The organism is Pseudomonas sp. GW821-FHT09E04 (genome assembly GCF_059416185.1).
Window position 1 is genome coordinate 482,237 of sequence record NZ_JBWKOR010000002.1, and the last position, 12,667, is coordinate 494,903.

Sequence of the window (12,667 nt, forward strand, 5' to 3'; positions counted from 1 at the left end):
CGCAACCAAACATCAAAAAAGGCTGCTCGAAAGAGTGGCCTTTTTTGTATCTGTGGAAAAAGTCCTTTCGCAACAATGATCTGTCACTGTGCAGTGAACCGCTCAGGATCTTCAGACCCGCCGAGTTGCGACTATGCTTGAGTCGCGGGCAAGACGTCTGCAATCCGAGACCTGCCCTCGCCGATACCCGACGAGAGGCGTAGTATTTTGTGATTATTTTTTTCTACAGGGATTGGTAACTTGGCTGGATACCCCCATCCTGTCGCGCACAATCCAAGAGGTGATTGATGCGCGCCAACTCGTCTGATCCACAAGACACCCTCACCGTGAATCCACCGATCAAGCCTGAGCGCATGCGCTTGCTGGATCGAATCAGCAAATACCGGCAACCGATTGGTCTGGCGGTCACTTTGCTGTTGTTCGCTATCGCGCTGATTGCCTGTCGCCATCTGCTCAGCGAACTCGACCTCTATGCCTTGCACGACTCGATTCTCGATGTACCGAAGCCCGCCCTGCTTGGCGCTTTCGGCGCGACCGTTGTCGGCTTCATCATTCTGCTGGGCTACGAATGGTCGGCCAGCCGCTATGCCGGCGTAACCATCCCGCCACGCACGCTCGCGCTCGGAGGCTTCACTGCTTTCGCGATCGGCAACGCCATCGGCTTGTCGATGCTGTCCGGCGGTTCGGTGCGCTACCGTTTATATGCACGACTTGGCCTGGGCGCTTCGGAAGTGGCGCACATGACCCTGTTCGCCAGCCTGTCGCTGGGCTGTGCCCTGCCGCCGCTGGCAGCGCTGGCGACCCTGAGTGACCTGCCGGCCGCCTCCCAGGCCCTGGGCCTGTCCGAGGGTCTGCTGGCCACGATTGCCTCTGCCGTGCTGTTGCTCGGCGCGATTCTGGCCATCGGCATCTACCGTCGGCGCCTGCCGGAGCAGCCTTACCGTGACAACCTGCTGGTCAAGGTCGGGCGCCGCACCCTGCGCCTGCCGGGTCGACGCCTGACGTTCCTGCAACTGGTCATCACCGCTCTCGACGTGGCCGCTGCCGCCACCGTGCTTTATCTGCTGCTGCCGGAAGCTCCGCCATTCGGCGCGTTCCTGCTGGTGTACCTGCTGGCCCTGGCTGCTGGCGTTCTCAGCCATGTACCGGGCGGGGTCGGGGTTTTCGAGGCGATTCTGCTGGCCGCGTTCGCCGACAAACTCGGCGCAGCGCCACTGGCCGCCGCCCTGCTGCTGTATCGCATGATCTACGTGGTGCTGCCATTGTTGGTGGCCTGCGTACTGTTGCTGATCAACGAAGGTCAGCGCCTGTTCCAGACGCAAACCATGCGCGCCGCCTCCGGCCTCGCGGCACCAATCCTCGCGGTGCTGGTGTTCCTGTCCGGCGTGGTGCTGCTGTTTTCCGGCGCGACGCCTGAAATCGACACCCGCCTGGAACACATCGCCTACCTGATCCCTCATCGCCTGGTCGATGCCTCGCACTTCGGCGCCAGCCTGATCGGCGTGCTGTGCCTGATGCTCGCCCAGGGCTTGCGCCGCCGTCTGTCGGCGGCATGGATGCTGACTACCATTCTGCTGCTGGTGGGCGCCCTGCTCTCGCTGCTCAAGGGTTTCGACTGGGAAGAAGCCACGTTGATGACCCTCACGGCAGCGCTGCTGGGTGTGTTCCGTCGTTCTTTCTATCGGCCGAGCCGTCTGACCGAAGTGCCGTTCTCGCCGCTGTATCTGGTGGCGAGCCTGTGTGTACTCGGCGCATCGACCTGGCTGTTGCTGTTCGCCTATCAGGACGTGCCGTACAGCCATCAGTTGTGGTGGCAGTTCACCCTCGACGCCGACGCCCCGCGCGGTCTGCGTTCGTTGCTCGGCGCCGCGGTGCTGTTGCTGGTGATCGCCCTGACCTGGTTGCTGCGCACCGCACGTCCGGTGATTCATCTGCCGACGCCCGATGAACTGGAGCGCGCCACGAAGATCTTGATGGCCTCCTCGCAACCGGATGGCGGCCTGGCCCTGACCGGTGACAAGGCGATGCTGTTCCACCCCAACGATGAAGCCTTCCTGATGTACGCGCGTCGCGGCCGCAGCCTGGTGGCGCTGTACGACCCGATCGGTCCTGGCCAGCAGCGGGCGGAAATGATCTGGCAGTTCCGTGACCTGTGCGACATCCACCACGCCCGTCCCGTGTTCTATCAAGTGCGCGCCGAGAACCTGCCGTACTACATGGACATCGGCCTGACCGCGATCAAGCTCGGCGAAGAAGCCCGGGTCGACCTGCATCGCTTTGACCTGGAAGCCAAGGGCAAGGAGATGAAGGACCTGCGTTACACCTGGAACCGCGGCACCCGCGACGGTCTGTCGCTGGAGATCTTTGAGCCGGGCCAGGCGCCGATGGATGAGCTCAAGGTGATTTCCGATGCCTGGCTGACCGGCAAGAACGTGCGCGAGAAAGGCTTCTCCCTCGGCCGTTTCAGCGACGATTACCTGAAGCATTTCCGCATCGCGGTGATTCGCTTCGAAGGCCGTCCGGTGGCGTTCGCCAACCTGCTCGAGACTTACAGCCATGACCTGGCCAGTCTCGACCTGATGCGCTCGCACCCGGACGCCCCCAAGCTGACCATGGAGTTTCTGATGGTCGGCCTGATTCAACACTATAAGAGTCACGGATACGCGCGCTTCAGCCTGGGCATGGTGCCGTTGTCGGGGTTGCAACCCCGGCGTGGTGCACCGCTGACCCAGCGTCTGGGCTCGATGGTTTTCCGCCGTGGTGAGCAGCTGTACAACTTCCAAGGCTTGCGCCGCTTCAAAGACAAGTTCCAGCCTGACTGGGAACCCCGTTATATGGCGGTGCCCGCCGGACTCGATCCGCTGGTGGCACTGGCCGATACTGCTGCCCTGATCGCGGGCGGCTTGACTGGATTGGTGAAACGCTGATGATTCAACGCTCCCTGAAGTACATCCTGGCCGCACTGATCGTGCTGGCCGTGATTGCCGGCGGCGGTTACTGGTACCTCAAACGCCCGGCACCGGAACCGACCCTCGAACAGCTCACGCCGGCTGACGGCACCGTCATGACCCGGGTCATCCCCGGCACCAAGCCCAAGGCCCAGGTGCTGGTGGCGGTCGAGGACGACAAGAAACTCTCCGACAATCAGCTGACCACCCTGAGCCGCAGCGCCTCGGCGCAGATCGTCCAGGTGATTCTGCCCAAGGACTGCCTGCTGCAAAGCCGCGCACTGCAAAGCGGTCTGCGTGAACTGAACGGCCCGGCGACCCTGGTCAGCGGCATAGGCCCTGGCGCGGTGCTGGCTTGGCGCTGGCTGTCCGAACAGAAAGACGACAAGGCCCAGGCCGTGTCGGTCGACCTGGCGCTGGAAAAAGGCGGCTGCACCCACCTGCTGCCGAAATCAGCCGCCCACGGCCACTGGCTGGTGGCCTGGAACGACAACCCGGACGACACCAGTGCCGGTTTCGTGCGCGATCAACCGAACGCCGAAACCAGCATCAGCGACTACGACATCAACCTGCCGCAAGTGCTGAACAACGAACTGCGCAAGATCCTCGTCGGTGGCGACAAAGCCGCTGGCGGTCTGCAAATCCCGGTTGTGGAAGTCCCGGCCGGCCAGGCCAAGGACACCGTGACCCTGTTCCTGTCCGGTGACGGCGGCTGGCGTGACCTCGACCGCGACGTGGCCGGTGAAATGGCCAAGATCGGCTATCCGGTCGTCGGCATCGACACCCTGCGCTACTACTGGCAGCACAAGAGCCCGGAACAGAGTGCGCTCGACCTGACCGAACTGATGCAGCACTACCGCCAGAAATGGGGCACCAAACGCTTCATCCTGACCGGTTACTCGTTCGGTGCCGACGTCCTGCCCGCGATCTACAACCGCCTGCCGGACACCGAGCAGCAGCGCATCGACGCAATCATCCTGCTGGCCTTCGCCCGCACCGGCAGCTTCGAAATCGAAGTCGAAGGCTGGCTCGGCAACGCCGGCAAAGAAGCCGCCACCGGCCCGGAAATGGCCAAACTGCCACCGGCCAAGGTCGTGTGCATCTACGGTGAAGAAGAGACGGATGAAAGCGGCTGCACCGACAAGACCGCGGTGGGCGAAGCGGTGAAGCTGCCTGGCGGCCACCACTTCGACGAGAACTACCCAGCGCTGGCCAAGCGCCTGGTGGATCTGATCGAGAAGCGTCAGGCCAAGGATCAGCCGGCAGAGTGATCTGAAGCGCCCCAACGAAAAGCCCCCGCAACCTCACGGTTGCGGGGGCTTTTTCATTCCCGTAGTCACAAAGAGAACTACGCGGGATTCAATTAACTGTCAGCTCTTCCTGCCAGTACCTTGCCCGCATGTCGTCATGACTGATCGCTTGAGCCGGATCGAAATTGATCAGTCGTGCTTTTACTACCGCTTCAATCCGAAGATTCTCAAGTTCATCCAGCATCTCTTGTTCCGGTAATTCCGTCATACAAACCGACCTCGCGCACCGTAATGACTCCGTGAGAACTAGCCTACCAGCTCCCATAGTGGATTGGCGCCTGGAACAGGTTTCGTACAGCGACACAAAAAAGCCCCCGCCAGCCACAAGGCCGACGGGGGCTTTTCAATTAAGGCGGAGCCTACATCTCCACCTGCGTCCCCAACTCAATCACCCGGTTCAGCGGCAGATTGAAGAACCGCAGGTTCCCGTTGGCATTCTTCAACATGAACGCAAACAGCGCTTCACGCCAACGGGCCATGCCTTCGAGTTTCGAGGCAATCACCGTTTCGCGGCTGAGGAAGTAGGTGGTGCGCATCGGGCTGAAGTCCAGGTCATCCAGATGGCAGAGTTTCAGCGCCTGTGGCACGTCCGGCTCATCGGTGAAGCCAAAGTGCAGGATCACCCGGAAGAAGCCTTCGCCGTGGGCTTCGACTTCGAAGCGTCGGGATGGCGGGACGCGCGGGATGTCTTCGTAGACCACCGTCAGCAGCACCACTTGCTCGTGCAAGACCTGGTTGTGCAGCAGGTTGTGCAACAGCGCATGCGGGACAGCGTCGGAGCGCGCAGTCAGGAACACGGCGGTGCCCTGCACGCGGTGTGGTGGCTGCACGCGGATACTGCTGATGAAGATCGGCAGCGGTAATGCGCCTTCGTCCAGGCGCTCGACCAGCAGTTGCTTGCCGCGCTTCCAGGTGGTCATCAGCACGAACAGCGCAATACCGGCGATCACCGGGAACGCACCGCCCTGTACGATCTTCGGCACGTTGGCGGCGAAGTACAGACCGTCCACCAGCAGGAAGCCGATCAGCACCGGCACGGCCAGCACCGGCGGCCATTTCCACAGCAGCAGCATGACCGCCGACACCAGAATCGTGGTCATCAGCATGGTCCCGGTCACCGCCACGCCGTAGGCCGAGGCCAGGGCGCCGGAGGACTCGAAACCGATCACCAGCAAGACCACGCCGACCATCAGCGACCAGTTCACGGCACCGATGTAGATCTGGCCCTGCTCATCGCTGGAGGTGTGCTGGATGTACATGCGTGGAATGTAACCGAGCTGGATCGCCTGACGGGTCAGGGAGAACGCGCCGGAGATCACCGCTTGCGAGGCGATCACCGTGGCCAGGGTCGACAGACCGACCAGCGGAATCAGCGCCCAGCTCGGCGCCAGCAGGTAGAACGGGTTGCGCGCCGCTTCCGGGTTGTCCAGCAGCAAGGCGCCCTGACCGAAGTAGTTGAGCACCAGCGCCGGCAGCACCAGCAGGAACCACGCCCGGGCAATCGGCTTGCGGCCGAAGTGGCCCATGTCGGCGTACAGCGCTTCGGCACCGGTCAGCGCCAGCACCACGGCGCCGAGGATCGCCACGCCCATGCCGGCATGCACCATGAAGAAACGCACGGCCCAGATCGGGTTCAGTGCCTTCAGTACTTCCGGGGAATGGCTGATGCCGTACACGCCGAGGGCGCCGAGCACCAGGAACCAGGTGACCATGATCGGCCCGAAGAGAATGCCGATCCGCGCCGTACCGTGACGCTGGATCAGGAACAGACCCACCAGCACCACCAGCGACAACGGCACGACCCAATGGTCGATCCCGTCAAACGCCAAGCCCAAGCCTTCGATGGCCGACAGTACGGAGATCGCCGGGGTGATCATGCTGTCGCCGTAGAACAGCGCCGCGCCGATCAAGCCGCAGACCACCAGCAGCGAACGCAACTTCCTGCGCTCCCCCGCTGCTCGTCGCGCCAGCGCGGTCAGTGCCATGATCCCGCCTTCGCCCTGGTTGTCGGCACGCAGGACGAACATCATGTACTTGATCGACACGACCCAGATCAGCGACCAGAAGATCAGCGACAGAATGCCCAGCACTCCGTCGTGATTGACCGGTACGCCGTAACCGCCGGAAAACACTTCTTTAAGGGTGTACAACGGGCTCGTGCCGATGTCGCCGTAAACTACCCCGACCGCCGCGACCAGCATACTCAGCGGCTTGGTGGCCGAACCCTCGGCGCCTGCCGCGTGACTACTTGCCTGACCCATCCAACACTCCTGATTTCCAGACCGGCTTCTTTGAACGAAGCACTATGCTTTTTGATGCAGCATGCGCTGTTTTACCTGTTGTTACAGTCGTTTTGTTGACTGTAAAAAATTGGTAAAGCGTCTTGGCGCGAAGCATAGCGCAGCACTCGTCGCATTTCCCTGCATAAAGCTGGTCAAGTGCGCTGCTCATCGCTAGAATTGCGCACTTTTTGATCAGAGGCGCAGTTCAAGCGCCCGTCCGTCGATTCCCGAATCAGGCAATCGATGTCACAAAACACCGAGGTTAGACATGTCCACCACTCCTGCGCCGGCCAATCCAAAGGTTGGCTTCGTATCTCTGGGTTGCCCGAAAGCACTGGTCGACTCCGAGCGCATCCTGACCCAGCTGCGCATGGAAGGCTATGACGTGGTGTCCACCTATCAGGACGCCGACGTGGTCGTGGTCAACACTTGTGGCTTCATCGACTCGGCCAAGGCCGAATCGCTGGAAGTCATCGGCGAAGCGATCAAGGAAAACGGCAAGGTCATCGTGACCGGCTGCATGGGCGTGGAAGAAGGCAACATCCGCGACGTGCACCCGAGCGTGCTGGCCGTCACCGGTCCGCAGCAGTACGAGCAAGTGGTCAACGCCGTGCACGAAGTCGTGCCGCCACGTCAGGATCACAACCCGCTGATCGACCTGGTGCCGCCGCAAGGCATCAAGCTGACCCCGCGTCACTACGCGTACTTGAAGATTTCCGAAGGCTGCAACCACAGCTGCAGCTTCTGCATCATCCCGTCGATGCGCGGCAAACTGGTCAGCCGTCCGGTCGGCGACGTGCTCGACGAAGCCCAGCGTCTGGTCAAATCCGGCGTCAAAGAGCTGTTGGTGATTTCCCAGGACACCAGCGCCTACGGCGTTGACGTCAAGTACCGCACCGGTTTCTGGAACGGCGCGCCGGTGAAAACCCGCATGACCGAACTGTGCGAAGCGCTGAGCACCCTCGGCGTCTGGGTCCGTCTGCACTACGTTTACCCGTACCCGCACGTCGACGAGCTGATCCCGCTGATGGCCGCCGGCAAGATCCTGCCGTACCTGGACATCCCGTTCCAGCACGCCAGCCCGAAAGTCCTGAAGTCGATGAAACGCCCGGCGTTCGAAGACAAGACCCTGGCACGGATCAAGAACTGGCGCGAAATCTGCCCGGACCTGATCATCCGTTCGACTTTCATCGTCGGCTTCCCCGGCGAAACCGAAGAAGACTTCCAGTACCTGCTGGACTGGCTGACCGAAGCCCAGCTCGACCGCGTCGGCTGCTTCCAGTACTCGCCGGTCGAAGGCGCGCCGGCCAATGACCTGAACCTCGACATCGTTCCGGACGACGTCAAGCAGGATCGCTGGGAACGCTTCATGGCGCACCAGCAGGAAATCAGCTCGGCCCGTCTGCAAATGCGCATCGGCCGTGAAATCGAAGTGCTGGTGGACGAAGTCGACGAGCAAGGCGCGGTCGGCCGCTGCTTCTTCGATGCCCCGGAAATCGACGGCAACGTGTTCATCGACAACGGCAGCAACCTCAAGCCGGGCGACAAGGTCTGGTGCAAGGTGACCGACGCCGACGAATACGACCTCTGGGCCGAACAGATCTAAACGCGAAAAATACGAAAAGCCCCGCTCTCTTTTACGAGATGCGGGGCTTTTTTACGGCTATCGTTTGTGGGGGGAAGGACTCCCCTCATTCATGACAAAGAGGCTAACGGGCATGCGTCACCATTCGGTCATCCACACGCCGAAACTCAGCGATTATCAGGAACTGACCCGGGTCTGGGAGGCCTCGGTCCGCGCGACCCATGATTTTCTGCCGGACAGCTATATCGAGCTGCTGCGCAATCTGGTGCTGACCCGCTACCTCGATGCGGTGATGCTGATCTGCACCAAGGACAGTCACCAGCGCATCACCGGTTTTGCCGGCGTGGCGGCGGGCAAGATCGAAATGCTGTTCATCGACCCCGAACATCGCGGCCAAGGCCTGGGCAAAAAGCTGCTCAATTATGCGATGCAGCACCTGAACGCCGATGAACTGGACGTCAACGAACAGAACCCGCAGGCCCTGGGTTTTTACTTCAAACAGGGGTTCGAGGTGATCGGCCGGTCGGAAGTCGACGGCATGGGCCAGCCTTATCCGTTGCTGCACATGCGTCTGAAACAGCCGGAACAGCGCGCCGTACGCGGCTAAAAGCCACACGGTACAAATGCAATCGCGATTAACCGGCGCCAGGCAGGTACAATGCCCACCCCTTTTTTGTTACGGCCCTGTCATGACTGACCCGATTCGCCTCTCCAAACGCCTCATCGAACTGGTCGGTTGCTCCCGCCGGGAGGCCGAGCTGTTCATCGAGGGCGGCTGGGTCACCGTGGACGGCGAAGTCATCGACGAGCCGCAGTTCAAGGTCGGCGACCAGAAAGTCGAGCTCGACAAGGACGCCAAGGCCACCGCGCCGGAGCCGGTGACCATCCTGCTCAACGTCCCGGCGGGCGTGGACATCGACACCGCCATGCAGTCGCTGAACGCCGAAACCCTCAGCGAAGAACACCGCTACGGCAAGCGTCCGCTGCGCGGGCACTTCCTGCGCCTGACCGCCAGCGCCGACCTGCAACCCAAGGCCAGTGGCCTGCTGGTGTTCACCCAGGACTGGAAGGTGCTGCGCAAGCTCACCGCCGATGCGGCCAAGATCGAGCAGGAATACGTGGTCGAAGTCGAAGGCGACATGGTTGCCCATGGCCTCAATCGCCTGCAGCACGGCCTCACCCACAAGGGCAAGGAGCTGCCGCCGGTCAAGGCCAGCTGGCAGAACGAAAACCGCCTGCGCTTCGCCATGAAGAACCCGCAGCCGGGCATCATTGCCCAATTCTGCGAAGCGGTCGGGCTGAAGGTCGTCGGCATCCGCCGCATCCGCATCGGCGGCGTATCGATCGGCAAGGTGCCGGCCGGCCAATGGCGCTACCTGTCCGGCAAAGAGAAGTTCTAAGGCCTCTGTTGCCGCCACACATTCCGGCATCGCGCCTGCGCGGTGCCCACAGCGAAAGATCAGGACTGCAAACATGGTTCATAACGACGTATTGCGCAGCGTGCGCTACATGCTCGACATCAGCGACAAGAAAGTCGTCGAGATCATCAAACTCGGCGGCCTGGACGTGACCCTCGCCGACGTGGTGACCTGGCTCGACAAGAAAGAAGAAGACGAAGAAGGTTTCGTGCGCTGCCCGGACGAAGTCATCGCTCACTTCCTCGACGGCCTGGTGGTGTTCAAGCGCGGCAAGGACGAAAGCCGTCCGCCACAGCCAATCGAAGTGCCAGTGACCAACAACATCATCCTGAAAAAGCTGCGCGTGGCCTTCGAACTGAAAGAAGACGACATGCACGCGATTCTCAAGGCCGCCGAGTTTCCGGTGTCCAAGCCTGAACTGAGTGCGTTGTTCCGCAAGGTCGGCCACACCAACTACCGTCCGTGCGGCGACCAGTTGCTGCGCAATTTCCTCAAGGGTCTGACGCTGCGCGTTCGCGGCTGATCCCTTTCAGAACGGCGACTTCGGTCGCCGTTTTCATGCATGCCCCTCCATTCCCTGCAAAAATAGTGGCTCCGCTTTTCGCGGCCGGCGACTAGGGTGTACTGAACCCTAGCCCTCAGGATTCGCCATGCACCCGTATTTTTCCCTGCAAGGCCGCACCGCCCTGGTGACCGGCGGCACCCGTGGTATCGGCAAAATGATCGCCAAGGCGTTTGTCGAGGCTGGTGCCCGTGTGTACGTCTGCTCCCGAGACGCTGAAGCCTGTCATCAAACCGCTGAAGAACTCGGTGCATTGGGCTCCTGCCAGGGCGTGGCAGCGAATCTGGCGACCGAAGAAGGCGTAAAAGAACTGGCAGCTCGATTGGGCGAACAGATTACCCATCTGGACATTCTGGTGAACAACGCCGGCACCACCTGGGGCGCGCCGCTGGAGAGCTACCCGGTCAAGGGCTGGGAAAAGGTCATGCAGCTCAACGTGACCTCGGTGTTCAGTTGCATCCAGCAGTTTCTGCCTTTGCTGCGCAAGGCTGGCTCGGCAGCGAATCCCGCGCGGATCATCAACATCGGCTCAGTGGCCGGGATCTCTTCCTTTGGCGAACAGGCCTACGCCTACGGGCCGAGCAAAGCGGCCCTGCATCAACTGTCGCGGATTCTCGCTCGTGAACTGGTGAGCCAGCACATCAACGTCAACGTCATCGCGCCGGGGCGCTTCCCGAGCAAGATGACCCAGCACATCGGCAGTGACCAGCAAGCACTGGCCGAGGACACTGCGCTGATTCCGATGAAACGCTGGGGCCGCGAAGAAGAAATGGCGGCGCTGGCGATCAGCCTGGCGAGCACTGCCGGGGCCTACATGACCGGGAATATCATTCCGCTGGATGGCGGGTTCAGTCTGTAGACCGGCGACGCGCCCGGACGGGTTATCATGCCCGCCCTGCTCCGTTTCGAATGCAAACCATGACTTACAGCGTCTCCCCCATCGGTTTCGTCCGCTCCTGCTTCAAGGAGAAGTTCGCCATCCCGCGCCAGCCGCAACTGGCCCCCGCCGCCCGGGGCGTGCTGGAACTGGTGGCGCCGTTCGATCAGGGCGAAGCGGTGCAAGGATTGGAGCAGGTCAGCCATGTCTGGCTGCTGTTCCTGTTCCATCAGGCGCTGGAGGAAAAGCCGCGACTGAAGGTCCGCCCTCCCCGCCTGGGCGGCAACAAGTCCATGGGCGTGTTTGCCACCCGCGCCACTCACCGGCCGAACGGCATCGGCCAGTCGGTGGTGAAGCTGGACAAGGTCGAGGCCAATCGCCTGTTCATCTCCGGTATCGACCTGCTGGACGGCACGCCGATTCTCGACATCAAACCCTACGTGCCTTACGCCGACATCATCGCTGACGCCTCCAACAGCATCGCCAGTGCCGCGCCGCAACTGATCGACGTGCAGTGGACAGACGCAGCGCTGCAACAGGCGCATACGCACGCTCAGCGCCTTGCCGAACCTTTGGTCGAGCTGATCGAGCAATGTCTGGCCCAGGATCCGCGTCCGGCGTATCAGACGCCCGCGCCAGAGCGCGAATACGGTGCGCAGTTCTGGGATCTGGATGTGCGTTGGCACTATCCGACGCCGGAGCAGATCCGCGTCCTGGAAGTCATCCCCGCCAACGACTAAATCCCGGAAACGAAAAAGCCCGCGTTGCCTTCTCAGGCAACGCGGGCTTTTCTTTGGCATCGTCGGGATTACTTCTCGACGAACGCACGCTCGATCAGGTAATCACCCGGCTCGCGCATCCGCGCCGAGATCTTCAGGCCGAAGCTGTCGAGCACTTCGCTGGTCTCGTCGAGCATGCTCGGGCTGCCGCAGATCATCGCGCGGTCGTCCTGCGGGTTGATCGGTGGCAGGCCGATGTCGCTGAACAGCTTGCCGCTGCGCATCAGGTCGGTCAGACGACCCTGATTCTCGAACGGTTCGCGGGTCACGGTCGGGTAGTAGATCAGCTTGTCACGCAGCGCCTCGCCGAAGAATTCGTTCTGCGGCAGGTGCTCGGTGATGAACTCGCGGTAGGCGACTTCGTTGACGTAACGAACACCGTGAACCAGGATCACTTTCTCGAAGCGCTCGTAGGTTTCCGGGTCCTGGATCACGCTCATGAACGGCGCCAGACCGGTGCCGGTGCTCAGCAGGTACAAATGCTTGCCCGGGTTCAGGTCGTCCAGCACCAGGGTGCCGGTAGGCTTCTTCGAGATGATGATCTCGTCGCCTTCCTTCAGGTGCTGCAGCTGGGAGGTCAGCGGACCGTCCTGCACCTTGATGCTGAAGAACTCGAGATGCTCTTCCCAGTTCGGGCTGGCGATCGAGTAAGCGCGCATAAGCGGGCGGCCGTTGGGCTGTTGCAGGCCGATCATCACGAACTGACCGTTCTCGAAGCGCAGGCCCGGATCGCGGGTGCACTTGAAGCTGAACAGAGTGTCGTTCCAGTGATGAACACTGAGGACACGCTCGTGGTTCATGTTGCTCATGTACGTGGGACTCCTGGAGATTGATCTGCGCTTGCCCGGCTGGTCTTGAAGAATGCCGACGGTGCGCAATTGCATCGCATTCTAATAGCGCCGACAA

Annotated in this window: 11 protein-coding genes; 8 read left to right on the forward strand and 3 right to left on the reverse strand. The window is 61.6% G+C overall.

What is annotated here, in order from left to right; genetic code table 11:
- Window positions 1-287 precede the first annotated feature (287 nt).
- Together mprF and AC07N4_RS08620 are read left to right on the forward strand one after the other, a co-directional pair.
- Window positions 288-2,927 (forward strand): bifunctional lysylphosphatidylglycerol flippase/synthetase MprF, encoded by a 2,640-nt coding sequence (gene mprF, locus AC07N4_RS08615; protein ID WP_096819555.1) that lies wholly within the window; start codon window positions 288-290, stop codon window positions 2,925-2,927.
- On the forward strand, window positions 2,927-4,219 hold the full coding sequence (locus AC07N4_RS08620) for a virulence factor family protein (protein ID WP_096819556.1): 1,293 nt from the start codon (window positions 2,927-2,929) through the stop codon (window positions 4,217-4,219). The genes mprF and AC07N4_RS08620 overlap by 1 nt, the downstream gene beginning before the upstream one ends.
- Window positions 4,220-4,307: 88 nt before the next feature.
- Here the strand turns inward: AC07N4_RS08620 and AC07N4_RS08625 are convergent, their stop codons facing one another.
- Both AC07N4_RS08625 and AC07N4_RS08630 read right to left on the reverse strand, forming a co-directional pair.
- Complete coding sequence (locus tag AC07N4_RS08625) at window positions 4,308-4,466, reverse strand: hypothetical protein (protein WP_167443761.1); 159 nt, start codon at window positions 4,464-4,466, stop codon at window positions 4,308-4,310.
- A gap of 151 nt (window positions 4,467-4,617) precedes the next feature.
- A complete protein-coding gene (locus tag AC07N4_RS08630) occupies window positions 4,618-6,459 on the reverse strand; it encodes a potassium transporter Kup (RefSeq protein ID WP_371858323.1) in 1,842 nt (613 codons plus the stop codon).
- A 349-nt stretch (window positions 6,460-6,808) separates the two neighbouring features.
- Here AC07N4_RS08630 and rimO point away from each other — a divergent pair, with 349 nt between their 5' ends.
- The 6 genes from rimO (at window position 6,809) to tsaA (ending at window position 11,722) form a co-directional block, all read left to right on the forward strand.
- A complete protein-coding gene (rimO, locus tag AC07N4_RS08635; protein WP_096819558.1) occupies window positions 6,809-8,146 on the forward strand; it encodes a 30S ribosomal protein S12 methylthiotransferase RimO in 1,338 nt (445 codons plus the stop codon).
- Window positions 8,147-8,258: 112 nt separating this feature from the next.
- Window positions 8,259-8,732, forward strand: coding sequence for a GNAT family N-acetyltransferase (locus tag AC07N4_RS08640; protein WP_096819559.1), 474 nt, complete (start codon window positions 8,259-8,261; stop codon window positions 8,730-8,732).
- A gap of 82 nt (window positions 8,733-8,814) precedes the next feature.
- Entirely contained in the window at window positions 8,815-9,525 is a 711-nt protein-coding gene (locus AC07N4_RS08645; protein ID WP_102621517.1) for an rRNA pseudouridine synthase, read from the forward strand.
- 73 nt (window positions 9,526-9,598) lie between these two features.
- Window positions 9,599-10,066: a YehS family protein gene (locus tag AC07N4_RS08650; RefSeq protein WP_096819561.1), complete on the forward strand. Its 468-nt coding sequence runs from the start codon at window positions 9,599-9,601 to the stop codon at window positions 10,064-10,066.
- 127 nt (window positions 10,067-10,193) lie between these two features.
- Window positions 10,194-10,964 (forward strand): SDR family oxidoreductase, encoded by a 771-nt coding sequence (locus AC07N4_RS08655; protein ID WP_102621518.1) that lies wholly within the window; start codon window positions 10,194-10,196, stop codon window positions 10,962-10,964.
- Window positions 10,965-11,023: 59 nt separating this feature from the next.
- Window positions 11,024-11,722: a tRNA (N6-threonylcarbamoyladenosine(37)-N6)-methyltransferase TrmO gene (gene tsaA, locus AC07N4_RS08660; protein ID WP_493065382.1), complete on the forward strand. Its 699-nt coding sequence runs from the start codon at window positions 11,024-11,026 to the stop codon at window positions 11,720-11,722.
- A gap of 68 nt (window positions 11,723-11,790) precedes the next feature.
- Here the strand turns inward: tsaA and fpr are convergent, their stop codons facing one another.
- Window positions 11,791-12,570 (reverse strand): ferredoxin-NADP reductase, encoded by a 780-nt coding sequence (gene fpr / locus AC07N4_RS08665; RefSeq protein WP_007908723.1) that lies wholly within the window; start codon window positions 12,568-12,570, stop codon window positions 11,791-11,793.
- Between the last annotated feature and the right edge of the window lie 97 nt (window positions 12,571-12,667).